This window comes from Hydrogenophaga sp. UC242_53 (genome assembly GCF_042696965.1).
Taxonomy (GTDB): Bacteria; Pseudomonadota; Gammaproteobacteria; order Burkholderiales; family Burkholderiaceae_C; genus Hydrogenophaga.
The window spans coordinates 327228-348764 of sequence record NZ_CP170552.1; the positions used below are offsets into that span (position 1 = coordinate 327228).

Annotated in this window: 23 protein-coding genes and 5 pseudogenes; 6 read left to right on the plus strand and 22 right to left on the minus strand. The window is 67.2% G+C overall.

Annotated elements, in window-relative coordinates; genetic code table 11:
* Window positions 1-231 precede the first annotated feature (231 nt).
* Complete coding sequence (locus ACFJI0_RS01690) at window positions 232-555, plus strand: hypothetical protein (RefSeq protein WP_382323230.1); 324 nt, start codon at window positions 232-234, stop codon at window positions 553-555.
* On the opposite strand, the gene ACFJI0_RS01695 is transcribed toward ACFJI0_RS01690, so the two are convergent.
* Window positions 534-1631, minus strand: a complete 1098-nt coding sequence (locus ACFJI0_RS01695) for a hypothetical protein (protein ID WP_382323231.1) — start codon at window positions 1629-1631, stop codon at window positions 534-536. The genes ACFJI0_RS01690 and ACFJI0_RS01695 overlap by 22 nt on opposite strands.
* Before the next feature lie 130 nt (window positions 1632-1761).
* On the opposite strand from ACFJI0_RS01695, the gene ACFJI0_RS01700 reads away from it, so the two are divergent.
* Window positions 1762-2391 carry a GNAT family N-acetyltransferase gene (locus tag ACFJI0_RS01700; RefSeq protein WP_382323232.1) on the plus strand — a complete coding sequence of 210 codons (630 nt, stop codon included), beginning with the start codon at window positions 1762-1764 and terminating at the stop codon, window positions 2389-2391.
* A gap of 107 nt (window positions 2392-2498) precedes the next feature.
* Here the strand turns inward: ACFJI0_RS01700 and ACFJI0_RS01705 are convergent, their stop codons facing one another.
* Window positions 2499-2795, minus strand: a complete 297-nt coding sequence (locus ACFJI0_RS01705) for a hypothetical protein (RefSeq protein WP_382325919.1) — start codon at window positions 2793-2795, stop codon at window positions 2499-2501.
* Here ACFJI0_RS01705 and ACFJI0_RS01710 point away from each other — a divergent pair.
* A complete protein-coding gene (locus ACFJI0_RS01710) occupies window positions 2685-2984 on the plus strand; it encodes a hypothetical protein (RefSeq protein WP_382325877.1) in 300 nt (99 codons plus the stop codon). The two genes, ACFJI0_RS01705 and ACFJI0_RS01710, sit on opposite strands and share 111 nt — an antisense overlap.
* The gene (locus ACFJI0_RS01715) at window positions 2933-3076 is read left to right on the plus strand and encodes a sigma factor-like helix-turn-helix DNA-binding protein (RefSeq protein ID WP_382323233.1); all 144 of its coding nucleotides are present in this window, start codon (window positions 2933-2935) and stop codon (window positions 3074-3076) included. The genes ACFJI0_RS01710 and ACFJI0_RS01715 overlap by 52 nt, the downstream gene beginning before the upstream one ends.
* Before the next feature lie 24 nt (window positions 3077-3100).
* Here ACFJI0_RS01715 and ACFJI0_RS01720 read toward each other — a convergent pair whose 3' ends face one another.
* The 9 genes and pseudogenes from ACFJI0_RS01720 to fliL form a co-directional block, all read right to left on the minus strand.
* Window positions 3101-3367 carry a hypothetical protein gene (locus tag ACFJI0_RS01720; RefSeq protein WP_382325879.1) on the minus strand — a complete coding sequence of 89 codons (267 nt, stop codon included), beginning with the start codon at window positions 3365-3367 and terminating at the stop codon, window positions 3101-3103.
* A gap of 115 nt (window positions 3368-3482) precedes the next feature.
* A pseudogene (locus ACFJI0_RS01725) lies at window positions 3483-4664 on the minus strand (methyl-accepting chemotaxis protein); the annotation flags it as partial.
* A gap of 135 nt (window positions 4665-4799) precedes the next feature.
* The gene (gene fliR / locus ACFJI0_RS01730) at window positions 4800-5567 is read right to left on the minus strand and encodes a flagellar biosynthetic protein FliR (protein ID WP_291113517.1); all 768 of its coding nucleotides are present in this window, start codon (window positions 5565-5567) and stop codon (window positions 4800-4802) included.
* Window positions 5568-5586: 19 nt separating this feature from the next.
* Window positions 5587-5856: a flagellar biosynthesis protein FliQ gene (gene fliQ / locus ACFJI0_RS01735; RefSeq protein ID WP_382323234.1), complete on the minus strand. Its 270-nt coding sequence runs from the start codon at window positions 5854-5856 to the stop codon at window positions 5587-5589.
* A 9-nt stretch (window positions 5857-5865) separates the two neighbouring features.
* Entirely contained in the window at window positions 5866-6642 is a 777-nt protein-coding gene (gene fliP / locus ACFJI0_RS01740) for a flagellar type III secretion system pore protein FliP (RefSeq protein ID WP_382323235.1), read from the minus strand.
* Window positions 6629-6979: a FliO/MopB family protein gene (locus tag ACFJI0_RS01745; RefSeq protein ID WP_382323236.1), complete on the minus strand. Its 351-nt coding sequence runs from the start codon at window positions 6977-6979 to the stop codon at window positions 6629-6631. Before ACFJI0_RS01745 ends, fliP begins: the two co-directional genes overlap by 14 nt.
* A 145-nt stretch (window positions 6980-7124) precedes the next feature.
* Window positions 7125-7545, minus strand: a pseudogene (fliN, locus tag ACFJI0_RS01750) (flagellar motor switch protein FliN).
* Window positions 7535-8539: a flagellar motor switch protein FliM gene (fliM, locus tag ACFJI0_RS01755; protein ID WP_382161801.1), complete on the minus strand. Its 1005-nt coding sequence runs from the start codon at window positions 8537-8539 to the stop codon at window positions 7535-7537. The pseudogene fliN and the gene fliM overlap by 11 nt, the downstream one beginning before the upstream one ends.
* Window positions 8540-8760: 221 nt before the next feature.
* Window positions 8761-8886 (minus strand): annotated as a pseudogene (gene fliL / locus ACFJI0_RS01760) (flagellar basal body-associated protein FliL); the annotation flags it as partial.
* A 63-nt stretch (window positions 8887-8949) separates the two neighbouring features.
* Between fliL and ACFJI0_RS01765 the strand changes: the two are divergent.
* A complete protein-coding gene (locus ACFJI0_RS01765; RefSeq protein ID WP_382325921.1) occupies window positions 8950-9171 on the plus strand; it encodes a hypothetical protein in 222 nt (73 codons plus the stop codon).
* Between the two features lie 195 nt (window positions 9172-9366).
* On the opposite strand, the gene ACFJI0_RS01770 is transcribed toward ACFJI0_RS01765, so the two are convergent.
* The 6 genes from ACFJI0_RS01770 to fliF all read right to left on the minus strand — a co-directional run bounded on the left by ACFJI0_RS01770 (window position 9367) and on the right by fliF (window position 16199).
* Entirely contained in the window at window positions 9367-9726 is a 360-nt protein-coding gene (locus ACFJI0_RS01770) for a flagellar hook-length control protein FliK (RefSeq protein WP_382325881.1), read from the minus strand.
* A gap of 962 nt (window positions 9727-10688) precedes the next feature.
* On the minus strand, window positions 10689-11153 hold the full coding sequence (gene fliJ / locus ACFJI0_RS01775) for a flagellar export protein FliJ (RefSeq protein WP_382323237.1): 465 nt from the start codon (window positions 11151-11153) through the stop codon (window positions 10689-10691).
* A complete protein-coding gene (fliI, locus tag ACFJI0_RS01780) occupies window positions 11150-12628 on the minus strand; it encodes a flagellar protein export ATPase FliI (protein WP_382323238.1) in 1479 nt (492 codons plus the stop codon). The genes fliJ and fliI overlap by 4 nt, the downstream gene beginning before the upstream one ends.
* The gene (locus ACFJI0_RS01785) at window positions 12621-13325 is read right to left on the minus strand and encodes a FliH/SctL family protein (protein ID WP_382323239.1); all 705 of its coding nucleotides are present in this window, start codon (window positions 13323-13325) and stop codon (window positions 12621-12623) included. The genes fliI and ACFJI0_RS01785 overlap by 8 nt, the downstream gene beginning before the upstream one ends.
* A 13-nt stretch (window positions 13326-13338) precedes the next feature.
* Window positions 13339-14337 (minus strand): flagellar motor switch protein FliG, encoded by a 999-nt coding sequence (gene fliG, locus ACFJI0_RS01790; RefSeq protein WP_291113495.1) that lies wholly within the window; start codon window positions 14335-14337, stop codon window positions 13339-13341.
* A gap of 161 nt (window positions 14338-14498) precedes the next feature.
* Window positions 14499-16199 (minus strand): flagellar basal-body MS-ring/collar protein FliF, encoded by a 1701-nt coding sequence (gene fliF, locus ACFJI0_RS01795; RefSeq protein ID WP_382161783.1) that lies wholly within the window; start codon window positions 16197-16199, stop codon window positions 14499-14501.
* A 183-nt stretch (window positions 16200-16382) separates the two neighbouring features.
* On the opposite strand from fliF, the gene fliE reads away from it, so the two are divergent.
* On the plus strand, window positions 16383-16697 hold the full coding sequence (gene fliE / locus ACFJI0_RS01800; RefSeq protein WP_382161780.1) for a flagellar hook-basal body complex protein FliE: 315 nt from the start codon (window positions 16383-16385) through the stop codon (window positions 16695-16697).
* A 125-nt stretch (window positions 16698-16822) separates the two neighbouring features.
* Here the strand turns inward: fliE and ACFJI0_RS01805 are convergent, their stop codons facing one another.
* The 5 genes and pseudogenes from ACFJI0_RS01805 to ACFJI0_RS01825 form a co-directional block, all read right to left on the minus strand.
* Complete coding sequence (locus tag ACFJI0_RS01805) at window positions 16823-17125, minus strand: flagellar protein FliT (RefSeq protein WP_382161778.1); 303 nt, start codon at window positions 17123-17125, stop codon at window positions 16823-16825.
* Window position 17126: 1 nt separating this feature from the next.
* Window positions 17127-17537 carry a flagellar export chaperone FliS gene (fliS, locus tag ACFJI0_RS01810; protein WP_382161776.1) on the minus strand — a complete coding sequence of 137 codons (411 nt, stop codon included), beginning with the start codon at window positions 17535-17537 and terminating at the stop codon, window positions 17127-17129.
* A 131-nt stretch (window positions 17538-17668) separates the two neighbouring features.
* Window positions 17669-18871, minus strand: a complete 1203-nt coding sequence (locus tag ACFJI0_RS01815) for a flagellin (RefSeq protein ID WP_382323240.1) — start codon at window positions 18869-18871, stop codon at window positions 17669-17671.
* An 80-nt stretch (window positions 18872-18951) separates the two neighbouring features.
* Window positions 18952-20124, minus strand: a pseudogene (locus ACFJI0_RS01820) (flagellin).
* Between the two features lie 228 nt (window positions 20125-20352).
* Window positions 20353-21499 (minus strand): annotated as a pseudogene (locus ACFJI0_RS01825) (flagellin).
* Window positions 21500-21537 lie beyond the last annotated feature (38 nt).

A 21537-nucleotide genomic window follows, 5' to 3' on the forward strand; every position in this document is an offset into this window, starting at 1 on the left:
TCTTTGCCAAGGTATTTCGTTCCGGCCAGTCTGGAACGAGGCGATCGCGCGCGGGATCGAAATGACTGATTTGGGGGATTGCTCGGGAACCGGTGGTTGTGGCAAGGCGCACACCTTCGCTTGAGCGACGGAAGGCGCGAACTTAAGGCGGAACACCCTCACTCAACGCTCGCCTTCGACACGAACGAAGGGTTGAAAACACGTCACCAACCTTGACTCTGGATCCTCGAAATGAACCCTTTCACTAAGCAGCTTGGACATGATCGGCCGATTGACTTGGCGAACATCCTTGCTCAGTTCAGCAGCAATGGCGTTTTCGGGCGCTTGATGCCGGGCATTCTGAGCCAGCTCGATCAACAAGAATTTCCCATCTATGAGGGCAATGGCCTGAAGGACTTGATTGAGCAAAAGAAGGTGGCGGAACTGGCGGAATTTGAGTCTTTCGATCACGAGTCCGTGGTCCAGGTATGCCTTGAAACGGTCGAGCAGCACCCCGATGAAGTGACCGTGCTGCTTTGGAACAAAGAGCTGGCTCAGGCGTCGATCAGGGCCTGAAGTTCGGTGAACTTCGCCTTCTTGTTGATGGCCGCCTCGAACCGTTTCTGGAAGGGTTCGAACAGTTCCGGATGGCCCATGGCCTCCACAAAGTCCTTGATGCCGTCCATGTCGCCCGCGAGGGCTTCCAGGTCCGCCGTGAGCTCCAGCTTGATGGAGTTCTCCATGTTGCTGGAGGTGTCGTTGCTGGCGATCTTGATCGAGTTGGTGACCTCACACTCGTTGCGCCTGGCCAGACGGTCGTAGTAGGCCCCGACGAAGTTCTTGATGGCGTAGACGCCCACGACGATTGGGGCGATGACGGCGGCCGCGGGCCCTGAGCTGATGCCGGCGAGGGTGAGCGATTTGATGACGATGCCGCCGACGGCGTTGCACAGCCGGGTGGAGGCGCCGAACAGGGCCGCGATGTTGGACTTGATCTTGTAGCGCACCGAATCGAAAAGGTGCGTCAGGACTTTCGAGCCGGCTTTGCCTTTCAGTTTCTCGATGGCCCGTTTGAACGCGTCCCTGCGTTCCAGCAGGAAACCGCGTGTGTCGGAAAAGCGCTTCAACTCGAAAACGCTTCGGCCCAGGCTCACCACATTGGTGAACAGGCCAAAGCCCGTTTTTTCCAGCGCCCAGAATTCCTTCTCGGCGAAATCCTCCTTCTGGTCCTCAATGAGATTCATCACTTCTTGATTCAAAGGCCGCTCGCCAAGGCGCGCCATGAACTCATCCATGCCCGCCTCGTCGCGGATCAACAGAACATCCGGGTCGTCCGGGAGCAGCTCGCTCAACTGCTCGGCGATGCCTCGAATGTCGGAAGTGAGGTGCACATTGCCAACGAATTGGATGAAGGCATGGAGCGCGTTCGCAGCGTCCGCCTCAAGCTGCGTGGCGACTTCGCCCAGCCCGGGCATGCCCAGCGCCGATTTGATCAACTCATTGCATTGGGCCCGGATCCTGGCGGCTTCGAGCGGGTTCAAGTCCGCTCGGTTAGCCCAAGCCCGCGTCAGCTCGGTCAGTCCGCATTGGAGCGCCTTCTTGGCGTGCAGATGCCGCTGGACGCCGGCCGAGGCGGTCAGGCCGTCCAGCAAGGTGACGATGGTGACGCACGATGAGATGGTGGCTGCTACACATTGCCTCCCTGTCGTTTGGTGGCTTGCGGCGCACAAGGCCTTGAGCAGACGCTAACGTCGCTGCCCAGTTTTGGAGGGGCCATCAGCAATGATCGACATGGAAAGCGCGCAGGGCACGCTGCGCGAGGCGGCGTGCACGCGGCCGATGCAGGCCGCGACAGCCGGCCTGGACATCCGGCCTCTCATGCGCACTCACGCCGGGCGCTGGTTTGCCGCTGTCGATCGATCCAGGGCGGACATTCTGCGGTGGGAGGAATGGCCCGACGCGATCCGGTCCGAAGAGGACGCCCATGTGCTTCTTCAAAAACTGGAGTCGGAATGGACATCCGGCCGCACTTTTTCCTGCGGAATCTTCACTGAGGAAGGCGCGGTGATCGGCGGTGTGACCGTGTCCAACATCCTGTGGGACTGTCGGTGCGCCGATCTGGGCTATTGGGTGGAGCCCCGTTATCGCGGCAAGGGTGTTTCGGCGTGGGCCGCGCGCTACCTGATCGATTTTTGCTTCCGCGTCCTGCGGCTGCAGCGGCTGGCGCTGGTCATCCGGGTGGACAACGTCGCGAGCCAGCGGGTGGCGGAGAAGCTCGGCGCGCAGTTCGAGGGTGTGGCCAGAAAGCGCATCGTTCACGACCAGCGGGCGCTCGACGCCAAGGTCTACGCGATCACCCAGAACGGTGACCCGTCCGCAGGGTCTGTTTCCACTGGTTACGCCGGTTGTTAAAAATCTCGACCAAGCGGTCGGGTTCGCGGTTCGAGGGAGGCTTCAAGCGCCTTGATCGTGGTTCTTCCCTGTCCGTTCCTTCCATTCCTTGAGCGTCGGGTCGCGTCCTAAAGTGCAGCGAAGTTTGTAGCAACGCCCCGAGAGGAGAGACCGTGGAAGTCAATCGAGCAGAGGAAGGCGACGGCACCTTTTCGGACTTGCACGCCCAGTTGGCCACGCTGGCATTGCGCACCGATGGCAAGCTCAGAAGCTTCCTGCGGCGGTTTGAACGCGATCCCCAACTGGTCGACGATCTGGTCCAGGACGTGTATGTGGAAGTGTTGAAATCGCTGCGGAACTTCGGCGGGCGATCGTGCCTGGAGTCCTGGATCTTTGGCGTCGCGCAGAATGTCGGCCGACAACACGTGCCAAGGCCGTCGCTCATCGCGCGCGCTTCGTGGACATGGAAGACGGGCCCGCCGACACGCGCGGCGCCCCCGATGTCCTTCACATCGTTTCCCTGCAGCAGCGGCTGCGGCTTGTCGATCAGAAGATGCGCGCCATGCCCGAGGCCCTGTCGTCGACGTTCGAGGCCTACATCGAAGAGGGCCTGACCTACGAGCAGGCGGCCAAGTCGCTCAGCATCCCGATCGGCACGGTCCGCTCCCGCATCTTCCGTGTGCGGGAACTGGTGCAGGACTGCTGAGCGCCCGAAAGACCGTGGCGGTGGTCACGCCGCGAGCGGCATGCCCAGGCGCGGATCGCGGTTGAGTTTGAAGACGGCAACGGCTTGCACCAGCTGCAGGGCCTGATGTTTCAGGCTGTCTGCGGCGGCGGCGCTTTCTTCCACCAGCGCGGCGTTCTGCTGCGTCACGCGGTCCATCTGGCTGATGGTTTCGCCCACCTGGCCCACGCCCGCGCTCTGTTCGCTGGTGGCGCTGCTGATCTCGCCCACCAGGTCGGAGACGCGGCGGATCGCCTCGACCACGCCTTGCATGGTGACGCCGGCCTGGTCGGCCAGCAGCGTGCCGCTGGCCGACGCGTTCCACGCTGGCGTCGATCAGGCCCTTGATCTCCTTGGCCGCCTGGGCGCTGCGCTGCGCGAGGTTGCGCACTTCACCGGCCACCACCGCAAAGCCACGGCCCTGTTCCCCGGCCCGCGCGGCTTCCACCGCCGCGTTCAGCGCCAGGATGTTGGTCTGGAACGCGATGCCGTCGATCACGCCGATGATGTCGGCGATGCGCCTGGAGCTGTCGTTGATGCCTCGCATGGTTTCCACGACCTTGCCCACCACGTCGCCGCCTTCGGCCGCGACCTGAGAGGCGGTTTTCGCCAGTTCGTTGGCCTTGCCGGCGTGGTCGGCGGTCTGGCGCACGGTGGTGCCCAGTTCCTCCATTGACGCAGCGGTTTCTTCCAGCGCGGCGGCCTGCTCTTCGGTGCGGGTGGAGAGGTCGGTGTTGCCCTGGGCGATCTGCACGCTCGCATCCGACACCAGCGCGGCGTTGTCCTGCACGTGGCTCACGGTGTCGCTGATGCGCTTCTGCATGGTTCGCATGGCGCCCAGCAGCTGGCGGGTGTCGTCGTTGCCCACCAGCGCGATCGGGCGGGTGAGGTCGCCTTCGGCCAGGTGGCCGGCGGCGGCCACGGCCTGGTCCATGGCGATGGCCATGAGGCGGGCGACCCAGAGCGCGCCCAGCACCAGCAGCACGGTGCGCACCAGCACCGCGATGGCGATGGTCCAGAGCGATTGCGCGACGCTGGCCGCAGCGGCCTCGGAAATCGTGGCACCGTCCTCCTCGATCATCCCCGAGAGTTTCTCCAGCTGGTCTTCGAGTTGGGCGAAGGCCTGGTTCAGCGCCGGCAACTGGGCTTCGGCCTGGGCCGCGCCCTGGGCGGCGCCGCCGATGACGGCCTGCGCGGCCTGGGTGTATTGCCGCACCACGGGCAGGGTGGCGTCCAGCGCCTTGCGGGCTTCGGGGTCGATGCCGGAGGCGGCGATTTTCTTCAGGGCCTCGTCCAGTGTCGCGACGTGGTCATCGAGATCCTTGCGCGCGGCGGTCACGGTGGCCGTGTCGTTCTTCATCACCGCCAGCAGCGCGCGCTGCGCGTCGCCACGCAGGGCGTCGTGCATCATGTCCGCGCTCAGGGAGGCCTGCAGGGCCTGGCTGGAGAGTGCGGAGGCCTCGACCTTGGCGGCCATGGATGAGACGGCGAGCAGGCCGATGCCGCCCGCGGCAGACACCAACGCGGCGCCGGCCAGGCCAAGACAGAGGATCTGGGTGCGAAGTTTCATGAAGTCTCCGGAAGAGATGCGGATGGCGCGGCGAAGGTGCCGCTGACCCCTGAGGCCTGTTTCGACGCGCCCCCGCGCTTGTGTAGCGCGGCCGGACAGGCGGTTGGCGTGGTGGAACCAAGCACCGCCGCCGCCTCAACCGCCGGTGAAGATTTCGGTGGCCAGCTTCATGAGCGCGGCCACCGGCGTGTCCAGCATGGGCAGGGTGAAGGCGATGCCCACCAGGCCGGCCGAGAGGGTGAGCGGGAAACCGATGGCGAAGGCGTTCATCTGCGGCGCGATGCGCGAGATGAAGCCGAGCACGATGTTGATGAACAGCAGCATGCCGATCATGGGCAGGGCGATCCACAGGCCGTAGCGGAACACCACCGAACCCAGCTCGTGCAACTGCATGCGGTTGATCGATTCGAAGGCGCTGCCGCTGAGCGGAAAGGTGTTGAAGCTGGCCACGACGGCCTGCAGCAGCATGAGGTGGCCGCCCATCACCACAAACAGCAGCATGGTGGTGTTGCCGAAGAAGCGGCCCACGGCGCTGGACTGCGAGTTGGTGGACGGATCGAAAAAGCCGGCGAAGTTCAGGCCCATCTGCAGGCCGATGAGTTCACCGGCGAGCTCGACGGAGGCGAACACGATGCGCACCGCCAGACCGATGGCGATGCCCACGATCACCTGCTGCATCACGACGGCGAAGGCGCCTGCGTCGGTGAGGCCGATCACGGGTTGCTCGGGCAGGCCGGCCTGGGCGCACACCGCCACCAGGAAGGCCAGGCCCACGCGGGTGCGCATGGGCACCGAGCGCGAGGAGAAGATGGGCGCGCTGGAGAAGACGGCCAGGATGCGCAGGAAGGGCCAGAACACCGGCGAGACCAGCGCCATGATCTGCGCTTCGGTGAACGTGGGCATGCGACGGCCGATCGCGAGATCAGATGGCGAAGTTGGGGATCGACAGGATCGTGCTGCGGATGAACTCGACCATGGTGGTCATCATCCACGGGCCCGCGATGGCGAACACCGCGATGGCCGCGATCAGCTTGGGCACGAAGGCGAGCGTGGCTTCGTTGATCTGCGTGATGGCCTGGAACAGGCTGACCAGCAGGCCCACCCCGAGCACCGTGGCGAGCACCGGCGCGGCGACCATGAGCAGCATGAAGAGGGCGTTCTGCCCCATCGTGAGGGCGGCTTGGGGATCCATGGTGTTCCTCTAGGTGGAGAACGAGGCGGCGAGGGAGCCGAGCAGCAGGTTCCAGCCATCGGCCAGCACGAACAGCATGAGCTTGAACGGCAACGCCACCAGCACGGGCGAGAGCATCATCATGCCCAGCGACATCAGCACGCTGGCGACGACCATGTCGATCACCAGGAAGGGGATGAAGATCATGAAGCCGATCTGGAACGCGGTCTTGAGCTCGCTGGTGACGAAGGCCGGCACCAGCACGCGGAAGGGGGCGTTCTGCGCGGTCACGTCGTTGGGCAGCTTGGCCAGCTTGGCGAAGAGTTCGAAGTCGGACTGGCGCGTCTGCTTGAGCATGAACTCGCGCATGGGGGCCTGGCCGCGTTCGAGCGCCTGGTCGAAGGTGATGGCGTTGCGCGAATAGGGTTCGTAGGCGTCGGCGTACACGCGGTCCAGCGTGGGGCCCATCACGAACAGCGTGAGGAACAGCGAGAGGCCGACGATCACCTGGTTGGGCGGGGCCGACTGCGTGCCCAGGGCCTGGCGCAGCAGCGAGAGCACGATCACGATGCGGGTGAAGCCCGTCATGAGCAGCAGCACGGCCGGCAGAAAGGACAGCGCGGTGAAGAACAGCAGGGTCTGGATCGGCACCGAGTAGCTGGTGCCGCCCGCGCCCTGGCCGATCATCAGCGGCAGCGTGGGGCCGGCGGGTGCGGCGGGCGCGCCCTGGGCCCAGGCCGCGCCGGTGGCGAAGAGGGCGAGCGCGGCCAGCAGCAGGCCGGTGCGCAAGGGTTCAACGCGGCGCATGGGGGCCTTTGAGGGGTTGGGTCAGTTGGGCCAGGCGCGCGGCGAAGCCGGAAGCGGGCGTGACGATGGGGCCGGCGGGGTCCACCAGATCGGCCGGCAGGGCCATCTGGTGCAGGGCGTTCACGCTGCCGGCGGACACGCCGAGCACCAGGCACACGCGGTCTTCGCCCTGGCCGATCTGCACCGTCACCACGCGCTGCTGCGGGCCCAGCGAGAGGGTGGAGAGCACCTGCATGGGCGGGCCGCTGTGGCCCACGGCGCCGGGCAGGCGGCGGCGCGCCCACTTCAGGGCGAAGGCCAGGCCCACCATGAGGGCGAGCAGAAGCAGCGCGGGCATCGCGTTTTGCAGCATGAGGGGCTCGATCGGAGAAGAGGTTTTTAGTCCAGGGATGCCGAGGAACCGGCTTTGCCGGGCCTCTGGCGTCGCCTCCCTGCCAGGGGGGTGGCGCCGAAGGCGACGCGGGGGGTGACATGACCCATGGTCATGTCCTGCTCACCCTGCGCATGCGTTCGGACGGCGTCACGATGTCGGTCAGGCGGATGCCGAACTTGTCGTTCACCACCACCACCTCGCCCTGGGCGATCAGGTAGCCGTTGATCAGCACGTCCATGGGTTCGCCGGCCAATGCGTCGAGTTCGACGATGGAGCCCTGCGCGAGCTGCAGGATGTACTTGATCGGCACCCGGGTGCGGCCCAGTTCCACCGACAGCTGGACGGGGATGTCCAGCACCATCTGGATGTCCTGCATCGGGCTCGTGCCCGAGGCCACGGGGGGCGGTGCTGGCCTCGAACTCGGGCGCGCCGTCGGCGACCGTTTCGGTGGTGGCGGCCTGTTCTTCCAGGGCCTGAGCCCATTCGTCGGCAACAGCGTCGTTCATGGTGTTGGTGCTCTCAGTTGACATAGGAATCTCCCAACCAGTGCAAATCGGTGCCACGCAGGTTGCGCTCGACGCGCAGGGCGTACTTGCCCTTGTGGGTGCCGTACTGGCATTCAAAGACGGGCACGCCGTCCACGTGGGCCTTGATCGAAGGGTGGCGATCGAGTTCGATGAAGTCGCCGATCTGCATGGCCAGCAGCTGTTCCACCGTGGCGTCGGTCTGGGCCAGCTCGGCGACCATGGTCACCTCGGCGGCCTGGATCTCGTGGCTCAGCAGCTTGACCCAGCGGCGGTCGACCTCGATGGCATCGCCCTGCACGCTGGAATACAGCACGTCGCGGATCGGCTCCAGCGTGGCGTAGGGAATGCAGATGTGCAGCGAACCCGCGATGTCGCCGATCTCCAGCGTGAAGCTGGTGGAGACCACGATTTCGCTCGGGGTGGCGATGGTGGCGAACTGGGGCTGCATCTCCGAGCGCTGGTAGGCCAGTTCGATCGGGTACACGCCGCGCCAGGCCTTCTTGTATTCCTCGGCCACCACCTCCACCAGGCGGTTGATCACGCGCTGCTCGGTGGGCGAGAAGTCGCGGCCCTCGATGCGGGTGTGGAACTTGCCATTGCCGCCGAACAGGCTGTCGATCACGCCGAACAGCAGCGTGGGCTCGCAGACCACCAGGCCGTTGCCGCGCAGCGGGCGGATGGCCATGATGTTGAAGTTGGTCGGCACCACCAGTTCCCGCAGGAAGGCGCTGTACTTCTGCACCTGCACCGCGCCCACCGAAATCTCGGGGCTGCGGCGGATGAAGTTGAACAGGCCCAGACGCAGGTTGCGCGAGAAGCGCTCGTTGACGATTTCCATGGTGGGCATGCGCCCACGCACGATGCGCTCCTGGCTCGAGAGGCTGTAGTCGCGCACACCGCCGGTGGGCACTTCCTCTTTCGCGAGTTTCTGGCTCTCGCCGGTGACGCCTTCGAGAAGGGCGTCGATCTCTTCCTGGGACAGAAACGAATCGGCCATGGCGTGTCGTCCTGCTTATTGAACGATGAAGCTGGAGAACAGCACGGCCTGCACGGGGTTGGCGGCGGCCTTCGATTTCTTCTTGCGCGTCGCCTCTTCGCCCTCGGTGGACACGGCGTAGCCCATCTCCTTCGAGATCGTCGCGATGATGTCGCTGGCGGCTTTTCCTTGCCCTTGAGCGCCAGCATCTCGTCGGCGGTGCGCTGCGAGATCAGCACCAGCACCTGGCTGCGGATGCTGGGCAGGTAGGCCTTGACGGCGGTCTCGGTGGCGGCGTCCTGCAGCTGCAGCGTCAGGCCGAGCTGGATGAAGCGGTTGCCGCCGGGGTCGGCCAGGTTGATGACCATGTTCTCCAGCGGCAGGAAGACCGGCGCGGTCTTGGGGTTCTTGGCGGCCTGTTCGACGGGGGCGTGCCCATCGTCCTCGTAATCGTCTTCGGCGGTGTTCTTCTTGAGGATGAACAGCGCGGCGGCGGCGCCGATCAGCGCGAGCACGACCACGCCGAGCACGATGAACAGCAGTTTCTTGCTCTTCTTCTTGGGCGCTTCGGGGGCGGCAGCGGTGGCGGTGGCGGCGGCAGCGGACATGTTCTTCCTTCAATGTGGCCCACCGGCCATACCGGGTGGGGTTGAAAGAATTATTGGGCGCCACTCCCTCCGCCGTTCGCCAGATAAGCGCCGGAAAAGGGGGTTATTCAGTCGCTAGGTGGCAAGGTGTGCCGCATTGCACAAACGCCGCCAGGGCACCCGCGGAACCGGCTTTGCCGGGCCGCCAGGTGCGCCCCCTTGAGGGGGAGACGCCGCAGGCGGCGCAGGGGTGCTTCCGAATCAGGCGAACACGTCCAGGGGACGGCTGCCGTCGGTGCGGGGGGCCAGCACCGGCCGCGCGGCCGGTTCGGCCGCCTGGCTGGCGCGGCCCAGGGCCTCGGTGCTCAGGCCGGCCGGGCGGGGCTGGTACGAACCATCGCCCTGCGCCTGGCCCTGCGAGCCCACGGACACGCCGCCGAGCTGGATGCCGCTGCGCTGCAGCAGGTCGGCCAGCGATTCGCCGGCGCTTTCGCGCAGGGTGGCGCGCGCCTCGGCGTTGTCGGTCTGGAAGGCGACCTGCACCTCCTGGCCCTTCACGGCGAGCTGGATGTCGATGGCGTCGGCGCCTTCGCCGCCCACGCGCAGGCTGGCGTGGCGCATGTGCTGGGTGCCCCAGTGGCTCACGGTCGGGGCTTCGGCGTCGGCGCGGGCGTCGGCCGGGTTGCGGCCGTCGCCGTTGCCCTGGTCGGTGAAGGACTGGGAGGAAGCGTCGCTGTTGCCGCCGCCGCTGCTGTCGCCGGGGGGCGGTGCCGCTCGCGGCGGTCAGGCTGCCGTCCAGCGCCGGGCCGGTGGCCGTGGCGCCGGCGGCGGGGCTGCCGCTCAGGGCGAATTCGCGCGGGTTGGTGGGGCCGGCGCCCACGTCCGTGCCGGCCGAGGCCACGCCCAGGCGCTCGTTGAGGGCGACGGTGGCGCGCACTTGCGCGAACTGGGCGCTCTGCTGTTGTTGCAGGGCTTCGGTGCTGGAGACCGCGCCGCGCTGCCAGACCATGGCGGGAGCGCCGCCTGGCTGGATGGTGCTGTCCCCGGCGCGCTGGGCGGCGGCGGTGGCGGGGGCTGCGGCGTTGGGGTTCAACGGGCTGAAGGCCGGGCGCGAGGCGGCGGCGGCGCGCGCTTGCGCGGCCGCGTTGGGCAGGGTGGGCGCGGCTTCGTCCACGCGGGTCATGCCGCTGACGTCGATGCCACCCTCGCGGGCGGCGCCTTCGGCCTTGCCGGAGGTGGATGCGGCGGCCGCGCCGGTGCCGGTGGTGGACGCGGTGTTGCCGGGCAGGCCCCAGGCGAGCAGGGCGGCCAGGGGGTTGTCGTCGGTCGGGTCGTCGGCCTCGGCCTGCGCGTCGTTGGCGGCTTCGCCGTCGGGCAGGGTGTTGCTGGCCGCGGTCTGGTGCGTGTCGCTCACCAGGCTCAGCAGGCTGGCGAACAGGTCCTCGGCCGGCTTGTCGGCGTTGGCGCGCGCGTTGCCACCCGGCTGGGCCGGCTTGGACGCGGCTTCGGCGGGCTTGGGCGCTTGGATGCTGGCGTGCGTGGTGGTCATGGTGTCGGCGTCGGGCTGGGGGTCGTCGGGGGCTTCAGTTGCGGGCCTGGGCCTGGGCCAGGCTTTGGCGCAGGTGGATGGACAGCGCCATTTCGTCGGTCTGCTTCTGTTCCTGGCGCTGGGCCTTGTGGGCGATGGCCTGCACCTTGCGGTCGGTGAACTTGCGCAGGCCGGCGAGGTCGCGCTCGGTGACGTGCACCTGCTCCTGCGCGGTGTCGATCAGGCGCTGGCGGTCGGCCAGCACGCCGCGCTGGAATTCCACGGCGTGGTAGATCTTGTGCATGAATTCGCGGTGGTGCATGAGCAGCGCGGGGTCCACGCCGGTGGCGCTGCGGGTCACCCAGCGGGCCTCGGCCTCGAGGGCGTAGGCCTGCAGCTGGTCCATCTGGTCCTGGGCCACCTTCAGCTCACGCTGCATCTGGGCCACCACGCCCAGGGCCTCGTCCCGGCGTTTCTCGGCGAGTTCCACCACTTTGTTCAGGGTGTTCAGCGCGGTCATCCGGCGTTTCCTTCATAGGGGTTGTGGTGGGGGCGGGTCTGGCGCTGGGACGAAGGCTTGTCCTTCTCGTCCTGCAGCGCGGCCTGCATCTGGCGCAGGCTCTCGGGCAGCGTGGCGGCCTCGTGCATGTCCTGCATCAGGAAGCGCTGCAGGGCGGGGTAGAGCACGATGGCGCGGTCGGTCTCGGGGTCGCTGCCGGCCACGTAGGCGCCGAGCTGGATCAGGTCGCGGCTCTTCTGGTAACGCGAATACAGGCTGCGGAAGCGGCGCGCCAGCTCCAGGTGCACCGCGCCGGCCACGTTGTGCATCACGCGCGAGGCCGAGGCCTCCACGTCGATGGCGGGGAAATGGCCGGATTCGGCGAGCGCGCGCGAGAGCACGATGTGGCCGTCCAGGATGGCGCGCGCCGCGTCGGCGATCGGGTCCTGCTGGTCGTCGCCCTCGGAGAGCACGGTGTAGAAGGCGGTGATCGAGCCCTTGCCGTTGAGGCCGTTGCCGCTGCGCTCCACCAGCTGCGGCAGCTTGGCGAAACACGATGGCGGGTAGCCCTTGGTGGCGGGCGGCTCGCCGATGGCCAGCGCGATCTCGCGCTGCGCCATGGCGTAGCGGGTGAGCGAGTCCATGAGCAGCAGCACGTCCAGGCCGTCGTCGCGGAAGCGTTCGGCGATCGCGGTGGCGTAGGCGGCGCCCTGCATGCGCACCAGCGGCGGCGCGTCGGCCGGGGCGGCCACCACCACCGAGCGCTGGCGGCCTTCGGCGCCGAGGATGTCCTCGATGAATTCCTTGACCTCGCGGCCGCGTTCGCCGATCAGGCCGACCACGATCACATCGGCCTTGGTGTAGCGCGCCATCATGCCCAGCAGCACGCTCTTGCCCACGCCGGAGCCGGCGAACAGGCCGATGCGCTGGCCACGGCCCACGGTGAGCAGGGCGTTGATCGCGCGCACGCCGGTGTCCAGCGGCTGGCGCACCGGGTCGCGGTCCATGGCGTTGAGCGGAGCGCGGTCCATCGGCTCGACGTCCACGTTGGTGATAGGACCCTGGTGGTCCAGCGGGTTGCCGTGCGAATCGACCACGCGGCCGAGCAGGCCGGCACCCAGCGGCAGGCGCAGCGTGCCCCGATCGTCGGGCGAGGGCGGCTTGTTGGCCTTGCCCACGCGCGGCACGGTGCGGAAGGGGGCGAGCGGCGTCACGCTCGCGCCGCTGGACAGGCCATGCGTGTCGCCGGCCGGCATCAGGTAGGCCTTGTCGTTGGAGAAGCCCACCACCTCGGCCAGCACCGGGTCCTTATGGCCGTTGTCGATCAGGCACTGCGAGCCCACAGGCACCTTCAGGCCCACGGCTTCGAGCACCAGGCCGGCCAGGCGGGTGAGGGTGCCGCGCACCTCCAGCGGTGTCTTGACGGCGGCGTTCGCGCGCACGTCTTCCATGAAGTTGTCCCAGCGGCTCTCAGTGCCGAAAATGCTGTCAGACATCGGCGTTCCCCGGGTTCCAGGCCGCTTCCATGCCGAGGTTGCCCACGGCGCGCGACCAGCGTTTCTCGATGGTGGCGTCCACCGTCATGGTGGCCGACTCGATCAGGCAGCCGCCCGGGCTGATGGCCGCATCGGCCACGAACTCGGCGGGGTGGTTGCCCATGTTTTCCTGCAGCGCGCCCTTCATCATGGCCAGGTCGCCCGGGTTCAGGCGCACGGTGGCGGGCTGGCCGTCGTCCACCAGCTGGCCCAGGGCCTCGGTGATCACCGGCCGCAGGTGGGCGGGGTCGCTCTTGAGCTCCTGGCGCACCACCTGGCGGGCCAGGTCGCAGGCCAGTTCCAGGATGTGGCGCGAGATCTGGTCTTCGCTCTTCTTGAGGTGGTCGCGCGTGTTGTGCAGCAGCTGGGCCATGCGCACCGCGGTTTCCTCGGCGGTCTTGCGCACCGTGGCTTCGAGCGCGTCGCGCACTTCCTGGCCGCCGGCATCGTGGCCGCGCGAAAAGCCTTCGGCATAGGCCTGCTGGCGCGCTTCCTGCAGCACCTCGGAGGTCACGCCCTCGCTGGCGGTGCCGTCGGCCGGGCCGGCCTTGGGCAGGTCGTCGCTGCCGTCCACGGCGGAGAAGTGCCAGGCGGCGACGCCGTCGATCTCCTCGCGCGGGATGAAACGGGAATGGGGGTTGGGTTTGGAAGACGCCATGGTGTTCTGTTCCTCAGACGAACGCCTCGTCTTCGCCGCCGCCCATGATCACGATCTGGCCCTCGTCGGAGAGCCGGCGCACGACCTTGAGGATTTCCTTCTGCTGCGCTTCCACTTCCGACAGGCGCACCGGGCCGCGCGACTCCAGGTCTTCGCGCAGCGCCTCGGCCGCGCGGCTGGACATGTTGCCCAGCACCAGCTCGCGCAGTTCGTTGGTGGCGCCCTTGAGCGCGATCACCAGCGAATCGGTCGCCACTTCCTTGAGCACCATCTGCACCGACTTGCCGTCGAGCTTGAGCAGGTCCTCGAAGGTGAACATCTTGTCCATGATCTTCTGCGCCAGGTCGGCGTCGAACTCGCGGATCGATTCGATCACCGAGGTTTCGATCTGGGTGCCCATCATGTTGATGATCTCGGCGGCGGTCTTCACGCCACCCATGGAGGTCTTGCGGATCTTGTCGCCGCCGGCCAGCACCTTGTAGAGCACCTCGTTGAGGTCTTTCAGCGCGGTCGGCTGGATGCCTTCGAGCGTGGCGATGCGCAGCATCACCTCGTTGCGGGTGCGCTCGGTGAAGTTCTTGAGCACGCCGGCGGTCTGGTCCGATTCGAGGTGCACCAGGATGGCGGCCACGATCTGGGGGTGTTCGTTGCGCAGCAGTTCGGCGATGGACAGCGGGTCCATCCACTTCAGGCTTTCGATGCCCGAGACATCGCCGCCCTGCAGGATGCGGTCGATCAGCAGCGAGGCCTTGTCGTCGCCCAGCGCGCGCTTGAGCACGGCGCGCACGTAGTTGTCGGTGTCGGACACCAGCAGGCTCTGCGACGAGGCCGCGCTGGTGAATTTCTGCATCACCTGGTCCACGCGGTCGTGCGAGACCGCGCGCGTCTTGGCGATGGTTTCGCCCAGTTTCTGCACTTCCTTGGGGCTGAGGTGCTTGAACACCTCGGCCGCTTCCTCTTCGCCCAGCGACATGAGAAAGATGGCGGCGTCCTGGATTCCCTGGTCTTCCATGATTCAGATTCCTTTAGCCCGATTCGCACAATACGGTCGAGTGCCGAAGCCTCTGACCAGGGGCACCGCGGGTCCGGCTTCGCCGGCCCCAGGTGCCGTCCTCCTCCCGCCGCAGGCGAGAGAGGGGGAAGCCGCGAAGCGGCGCAGGGGGTGGCTCCTGCTCATGCAGGGGCCTCGCCATTCACCCAGCCCTTGACGATGTTGGCCACGGCGGCCGGGTTCTCCAGCGCCAGGCGCTTGGCATCGGCCAGGCGCTGCGCCTCGGCGGTAACTTCGTTGCTCGGCATGGGCAGGCCGGGGCGCTCGGGCGATTCGTTGAGCACCGCGTTGAGCGGTTGCACCGGGGTGGTGTCCAGGCGGCGCGCGGCCGGCGTCTTCATCAGCTTCAGGCCGGGGCGGACCATGCCCATGAGCACCAGCAGGCCCAGGCCCACCATGCCCAGAGGCCAGGCCAGGCTGCGCAGCAGTTCCTGGTTGTCCGACTGCTGCCACCAGGCGCCGGCATCCACCTCGCTGGTCTTCTCGACGTTGAAGGCCGCGTTGACCACGTTGACCGAGTCGCCGCGGTCCTTGTTGAAGCCGATGGTTTCACGCACCAGGGCGGTCATCTGTTCGAGCTGCTGAGGCGGGATCGGGGTGCTGGTTTCCTTGCCGGCCTTGTCCACCGAGGTGCGGTGGTTGATCACCACCGCCGCGCTGAGGCGGCGCACCTGGCCGCTGGACTCGCGCACCACCTTCACCGTCTTGTCCACCTCGTAGTTCACGACCGACTCGCGGCGCGAGTTGCCGCCCTGGCCGCCGGCGCCCTGGGCGCTGGCGACGCCCACGGGGGCGGCGGCGCCGTTGATGGGGGCCGTGCCGGTGGCCGGGGGCTGGTTGCTCACCGCGCCGGGCACGCCCGAGGGCTGGGCGCGCGGGCCGCTGCCGTCTTCCACGGTCTGCTGGCTGCGCACCGTGGCGGCGGCCTCGGGGCCCTGGTTGGGGCGGTGCTGTTCGCTGGTGGATTCGACCTGCGAGAAATCGACCTCGGCGCTGACCTGGGCCTTGACGTTGTTGCGGCCCACCAGCGGCTCCAGCATCTCCATGATGCGGCGTGTGTAGAGCTGTTCGAGCTGCTGCACGTACTGCAGCTTCTGGGTGTCGGCGCCCTGGGCCTGGCCATCGGGCGGGCTGGAGAGCAGGTTGCCCGCGTCGTCCACGATGCTGACCGCCTTGGGGTTCATCTCGGGCACGCTGGAGGCCACCAGGTGCACGATGCCGGCGACCTGCGCGCGGTCCAGCGTGCGGCCGGGGTGCAGGGTGAGCAGCACCGAGGCGCTGGGTTTCTGCTGTTCGCGGAAGAAGCCGTTCTGGTTCGGCAGGGCCAGGTGGATGCGCGCGCTCTGCACGGAGGAGAGCGACTGGATGGAGCGGGTGAGTTCGCCTTCCAGACCGCGCTGGAAGGTCAGCCGTTCCTGGAACTGGGTCATGCCGAAGCGGTTGGCCTCCATCAGCTCGAAACCGGTGACCGAGCCCTTGGGCAGGCCTTGCGAGGCCAGGCGCAGGCGGGTGTCGTGCACCTTGTCGGCCGGCACCATGATGGCCTGGCCGCCCTCGGCGTGCTTGTAGGGCACGTTCATCTGGGACAGCTGGGCCACGATCGCGCCGCCGTCCTTGTCGCCCAGGTTGGCGTAGAGCACGCGCCATTCCGGCTGGCGGCCCATGAAGAAGAAGGCCAGGGCGATCGCCAGCAGGGCCAGGGCGCCCAGGCCGAGCTTGATTTTCTGGGCCTGGTCCATGCGCGCGAAGCCGTCACCGAATGCGCTGCGCTCCTTCGCGGCGGTCGGTGTGACATCCAGTTCGGCAACGGCGGTGGTGCTCATGGCTTTCGGGGCTCGGGTAGATGGTCGATGGCAGAGGGAGATACACCCTGTTGCGGTCGATTATTCGGTCCCGGTGCCCCCGCCATAGCCATGAAAAGGCGGGGGTTTGTGCCCTTATTCCCGTCCCGTGCGGGCGGGGCGCCCTCTAGCATCTGGGCTCATACCACGTCGAAGGAGTCCGCCATGGACATGCGCATCGCCCCCCTGAGCAGCCAGGCCTTGAACGGCATCGGCTCATCCGCCCTGAAACGCCCCGGCGCGGCCGGTGGCGTGGAGTCTGGCTTTGCCGCCAACTTCAAGTCGGCGCTCAAGGAAGTCAGCGCGTCTCAGGAGGCCGCTTCCAAGCTGCAGACCCAGGTCCAGCTGGGCAACCCCAAGGTGAGCCTGGAAGAGACCATGCTCGCGATGCAGAAGGCCCAGGTCGGTTTCCAGGCCACCTTGCATGTGCGCAACAGGATGGTCCAGGCCTATTCCGACATCATGAACATGAGCGTCTAGAACGGTTCCACCCCGTTGCTTGCTCACTGCGTGTAGCCGCATCCCCCTTCCAGGGGCGATACCAGCGGCCCGGCAAAGCCGGTTCCGCGGTATCTCTGGATTCATTTACTTCGCTCCGGACCCGTTCAATGCATCGGGGCGGGGCTGCTCCGGTCGATCATCTGCGCCAAGTCGTTCAGCCAGGGCTCCGCCAGGCAGCGGATCTCGGCGTCGATGCGCAGGATGCGCTGCATGATCTTCGTCTTTTCCTTGCGCTCGTCGGGGCCTAGCTGGTCGGTGGCCGACTTGTGGCGCAGCTGGGCGATCAGCACCGCGCAGGCGCCTTCGAGGCGTACCACCTGGTCCCAGTTCTCCGTCTGCGCGGCTTCCAGCATCTGGCGGCTGGTGTTCTCGATGGCTTTGTAGTAGTCCAAAAGATGGTGCTCCATGTCAGGCTCCCTGCAGGGCGCCAGCGCGAATCTGTTTCCAGGAGTCGGCCAGGGGTTCGATGAGGTTCAGCACCTCGTGGATCGGGGCCGCGTCGTTGCGCAGGTTCGCCAGGGTCAGGCGCTGCACGCTGTACTCGTACAGGCCCTTGAGGTTGGCGGCCAGTTCGCCGCCTTCCTGCAGGTTCAGGCCGGCCTTGAGGCCTTCTTCCACGATCCGGATCGCCTTGCCGATGGCCGCGCCCTTGCTCGCCACGTCCTGGCGTTCCATCGCGCCGCGAGCCAGGTTCAGGCTCTGAATCAGCGCGTCGAACAGCAGGCTGACCAGCTGGTGCGGGTCGGCCGTCTGCACGCCGGTGTCGACGGCGACGCGTTTGTAGGTGGAGGCTGCGCGGGTGTTGACAGAGGTGAACATGGCTTGGGTTCCTGATGTCTGATACCTTTCTGTATCGGCACCGGGCGGGCTGACTGTAGGCATGAACGGCGCCATTTGAGGGGTCAAGTTCATGCTTTACATCCTTTAGTAACAGTCGCCCGTGGGCTCCATCAGCGCAGCAGCGAGAGCACGCCCTGTTGCGCCTGGTTGGCCTGCGCCACCATGGCGGTGCCGGCCTGCTGCAGGATCTGGGCGCGCGAGAGGCTGGAGGTTTCCTTGGCGAAGTCGGCATCCACGATGCGGCCGCGCGCGGCGGAGATGTTCTCGCCGGTGATCTGGATGTTGGCCACGGCGTTCTCGAAGCGGCTTTGCAGGGCGCCCAGGGTGGCGCGCGAGCTGTTCACGTCGTTGATGGCCTTGTCGATGATCTTGAGCGAGAGCTGGGCACCGCCCGCGGAGGCGACGGAGATGCCCCGCATGTCGTAGGCGCCGGCAAACATCGCGCCGCCCTGCAGGTTGCCGGTGGCCGCCGTGTTGAAGCCCGCGAGGTCCGCGGCCGCGCTGAAGGCGGTTTTTTCCGAGAACAGGTGGTAACCCGTCAGCGTGCCAGCCGCGTTGTACGACAGCTTGGCGAACACGCCGGTGTCGGCGGACCGGGCGTTCACCGCGTCCACGATCTGGCCCGCGCGTTCGGTGGCATTGGCGGCGGCCTTGATGGCGCCCAGCGACACCGCGGAGGTGTTGTCGCCCGGGATGGCGTTGATGGTCAGCGCACCGGCGGCGACCGCCGTCAGGTCCGTGAGCGAGCCCAGTGCCATCTCCGTGGAGACCTGGATCGTGGTGTAGCCCATCGCGCTGGGGGAGCTCATCGAGTCCAGCTTGACCGACACGATGGAGTCGATGGAGATGCCCTCGCCGGCGTTGGCGCCGACCTGGAAGGTGGCGTTGGCGAACGAGCCATCGAGCAGCTTGGTGCCGTTGAAGGCCGTGGTCTTGGCGACGCGGTCGATTTCCTGGCTCAACTGCGTGACTTCGGCCTGCAGGGCGGTGCGGTCGCTGCCGTTGTTGGAGGCGTTGGCCGACTGCACGGCCAGTTCGCGCATGCGCTGCAGCATGTCGCCGACCTTGCCCAGCGCGCCTTCGGCGGTCTGCGCCAGCGAGATGCCGTCGTTGGCGTTGCGCACGGCGACGTTCAGGCCGCGCACCTGGGCGTTCATGCGCTCGGAGATGGCGAGGCCGGCGGCATCGTCCTTGGCGCTGTTGACGCGCAGGCCCGAGGAGAGGCGCTGCATGGAGGTGCGCAGCGAGCTGGAGGTCGTGCCCAGGTTGCGCTGGGCGGTCATCGACATCACGTTCGTGTTGATGGTGGTCATGAAGTGCTCCGGTCAGACGAAAAAAAAGCGGTTGCAGGCTTTCGCCATGCAACCGCCCTGGGGGCGATGCCCTGGCGAGATCAGCGCAGCAGGGACAGCACGCCTTGCTGGGCCTGGTTGGCCTGCGCCACCATGGCGGTGCCGGCCTGTTGCAGGATCTGGGCGCGCGAGAGGTTGGACGTTTCCTTGGCGAAGTCGGCGTCCACGATGCGGCCGCGCGCGGCGGAGATGTTCTCGCCGGTGATCTGGATGTTGGCCACGGCGTTCTCGAAGCGGCTTTGCAGGGCACCGAGGTCGGCGCGCGAGCTGTTGATCGAGTTGATCGCCTTGTCGATCACCTGCAGCGCCTTTTGCGCGTCGCCGAAGCTGTTGACGTTGATCGCCGACAGCGTGGTCAGGGTGCCGGGAGGGGCGGTGTCGCCAGGCGCGCCGGTGGCGGCGGCGGTGAAGGCGGCGCCGAAGTCGGTGGCGGCGGTCAGGTCGCGGCTCGAGAAGATTTCATAGGCGCCAGCGCCGGTTTCGCGGGCGAACACGCCGGTGTCGGCCGACTTGGCGTTGATCGCGTCCACCACCTGCGTGGTGCGCTGGGCGGCGGTCGTCGAGGCGGCGATGCCACCCAGGGCCACGTCCACGCCGGCGGCGTTCTTGATGCTCCAGCCGGTCGTGCCTGCCGGGATGGCGGCGTTGGCGGCGGTGGAGGGCGCGGCGACGGCTGCCACGAAGTGTTCAGTGGCGCTCAGCTGGCCCAGGGCGGTGGAGTTGGCCGAGACGATGCTGTCGATGGCGATGCCTTCACCGGCGTTGGCGCCGACCTGGAAGGTGGCGTTGGCGAACGAACCGTCGAGCAGCTTGGTGCCGTTGAACGAGGTGGTCTTGGCGACACGGTCGATTTCCTGGCGCAGCTGCGTGACTTCGGCCTGCAGGGCGGTGCGGTCGCTGCCGTTGTTGGAGGCGTTGGCCGATTGCACAGCCAGTTCGCGCATGCGCTGCAGCATGTCGCCCACCTTGCCCAGCGCGCCTTCGGCGGTCTGGGCCAGCGAGATGCCGTCGTTGGCATTGCGGGCCGCCACGTTCAGGCCGCGCACCTGGGCGTTCATGCGCTCGGAGATGCCAGGCCAGCGGCATCGTCCTTGGCGCTGTTGACGCGCAGGCCCGACGAGAGGCGCTGCATGGAGGTGGCGCAGCGAGCTGGAGGTCGTGCCCAGGTTGCGCTGGGCGGTCATGGACATGACGTTGGTGTTGATGGTGGTCATAACTAACTCCTGTGAAGTGGTTGGGCTGACTGCCCGGCTGCCCGGGCCACGAACCCATGGAGAAGTTCGTTGAATCTAATTTCGGTGGTGCCTGAGGAATCTTTAGTCCCTTGTGACCACCGTGTGTCGTGTCAAGCCCCGTTCATCGGGTGCCGTCGACCGGTCAAGAAAAAGGGCGGTTGCCCGGCTTTCGCCGCGCAACCGCCCTGGGGGCGATGCCTGCCGGAATCAACGCAGCAGGGACAGCACGCCTTGTTGTGCCTGGTTGGCTTGGGCGACCATCGCGGTGCCGGCCTGCTGCAGGATCTGGGCGCGCGACAGGTTGGACGTTTCCTTGGCGAAGTCGGCGTCCACGATGCGGCCACGCGCGGCGGAGATGTTCTCGCCGGTGATCTGGATGTTGGCCACGGCGTTTTCGAAGCGGCTTTGCAGGGCACCGAGGTCGGCGCGCGAGCTGTTGATCGAGTTGATCGCGTTGTCGATCACCTTCAGGGCCTTTTGCGCGTCGCCGAAGCTGTTGACGCTGATGTCGTCGAGCTGGCTGGCGGCGGCGGCACCGACGGCCACCGTGCCGGTGGCGGCGGCGGTGAAACCACCGAAATCGGCCACGGCGATGGCGCCTTCGGAGAAGGTCTCGAAGCCCGTCGCGACGCCGGCCGTGTAGGTGGCGCGGGCGAACACGCCGGTGTCGGACGACTTGGCGTTGATCGCGTCCACCACCTGCGTGGTGCGCTCGGCCGCCGAGGTGGCGGCGGAGATCGGGCCCAGGGCCACGCCCTTGACGGTCAGCGCACCGGCGGCGATGGCGGCGTTGGCGCCGGCCGTGGTGGTGATCGTGCCCGCGCCGGTGACCAGCGAGGTGTTGCCCAGCGAGGTGGAGTTGGCGCTGACGATGGAGTCGATGGCGATGCCTTCACCGGCGTTGGCGCCGACCTGGAAGGTGGCGTTGGCGAACGTGCCGTCGAGCAGCTTGGTGCCGTTGAACGAGGTGGTCTTGGCGACGCGGTCGATTTCCGAACGCAGCTGGGTCACTTCGGCCTGCAGGGCGGTGCGGTCGCTGCCGTTGTTGGAGGCGTTGGCCGACTGCACAGCCAGTTCGCGCATGCGCTGCAGCATGTCGCCGACCTTGCCCAGCGCGCCTTCAGCGGTCTGCGCGAGCGAGATGCCGTCGTTGGCGTTGCGGGCCGCCACGTTCAGGCCGCGCACCTGGGCGTTCATGCGCTCGGAGACGCGCAAGCCGGCGGCGTCGTCTTTCGCGCTGTTGACGCGCAGGCCCGAGGACAGGCGCTGCATGGAGGTGGCGCAGCGAGCTGGAGGTCGTGCCCAGGTTGCGCTGGGCGGTCATCGACATCACGTTCGTGTTGATGGTGGTCATGGTGTTTTCCGTTCAAAAAATGGAGGTGATGGACGATC

What these genes read in the sequence shown, in the direction of transcription:
- ACFJI0_RS01815 (WP_382323240.1), bottom strand. Translation starts at nt 18,871, where the DNA reads ATGACCACCATCAACACGAACGTGATGTCGATGACCGCCCAGCGCAAC.
- ACFJI0_RS01720 (WP_382325879.1), bottom strand. Translation starts at nt 3,367, where the DNA reads ATGCAAGGCGTGGTCGAGGCGATCCGCCGCGTCTCCGACCTGGTGGGC.
- fliE (WP_382161780.1), top strand. Translation starts at nt 16,383, where the DNA reads ATGGACATGCGCATCGCCCCCCTGAGCAGCCAGGCCTTGAACGGCATC.
- ACFJI0_RS01715 (WP_382323233.1), top strand. Translation starts at nt 2,933, where the DNA reads ATGCCCGAGGCCCTGTCGTCGACGTTCGAGGCCTACATCGAAGAGGGC.
- fliF (WP_382161783.1), bottom strand. Translation starts at nt 16,199, where the DNA reads ATGAGCACCACCGCCGTTGCCGAACTGGATGTCACACCGACCGCCGCG.
- fliJ (WP_382323237.1), bottom strand. Translation starts at nt 11,153, where the DNA reads ATGACCGCGCTGAACACCCTGAACAAAGTGGTGGAACTCGCCGAGAAA.
- fliS (WP_382161776.1), bottom strand. Translation starts at nt 17,537, where the DNA reads ATGTTCACCTCTGTCAACACCCGCGCAGCCTCCACCTACAAACGCGTC.
- fliM (WP_382161801.1), bottom strand. Translation starts at nt 8,539, where the DNA reads ATGGCCGATTCGTTTCTGTCCCAGGAAGAGATCGACGCCCTTCTCGAA.
- ACFJI0_RS01700 (WP_382323232.1), top strand. Translation starts at nt 1,762, where the DNA reads ATGATCGACATGGAAAGCGCGCAGGGCACGCTGCGCGAGGCGGCGTGC.
- fliG (WP_291113495.1), bottom strand. Translation starts at nt 14,337, where the DNA reads ATGGAAGACCAGGGAATCCAGGACGCCGCCATCTTTCTCATGTCGCTG.
- fliQ (WP_382323234.1), bottom strand. Translation starts at nt 5,856, where the DNA reads ATGGATCCCCAAGCCGCCCTCACGATGGGGCAGAACGCCCTCTTCATG.
- ACFJI0_RS01785 (WP_382323239.1), bottom strand. Translation starts at nt 13,325, where the DNA reads ATGGCGTCTTCCAAACCCAACCCCCATTCCCGTTTCATCCCGCGCGAG.
- fliP (WP_382323235.1), bottom strand. Translation starts at nt 6,642, where the DNA reads ATGCGCCGCGTTGAACCCTTGCGCACCGGCCTGCTGCTGGCCGCGCTC.
- ACFJI0_RS01770 (WP_382325881.1), bottom strand. Translation starts at nt 9,726, where the DNA reads ATGCGCCACGCCAGCCTGCGCGTGGGCGGCGAAGGCGCCGACGCCATC.
- ACFJI0_RS01690 (WP_382323230.1), top strand. Translation starts at nt 232, where the DNA reads ATGAACCCTTTCACTAAGCAGCTTGGACATGATCGGCCGATTGACTTG.
- fliR (WP_291113517.1), bottom strand. Translation starts at nt 5,567, where the DNA reads ATGCCCACGTTCACCGAAGCGCAGATCATGGCGCTGGTCTCGCCGGTG.
- fliI (WP_382323238.1), bottom strand. Translation starts at nt 12,628, where the DNA reads ATGTCTGACAGCATTTTCGGCACTGAGAGCCGCTGGGACAACTTCATG.
- ACFJI0_RS01745 (WP_382323236.1), bottom strand. Translation starts at nt 6,979, where the DNA reads ATGCCCGCGCTGCTTCTGCTCGCCCTCATGGTGGGCCTGGCCTTCGCC.
- ACFJI0_RS01805 (WP_382161778.1), bottom strand. Translation starts at nt 17,125, where the DNA reads ATGGAGCACCATCTTTTGGACTACTACAAAGCCATCGAGAACACCAGC.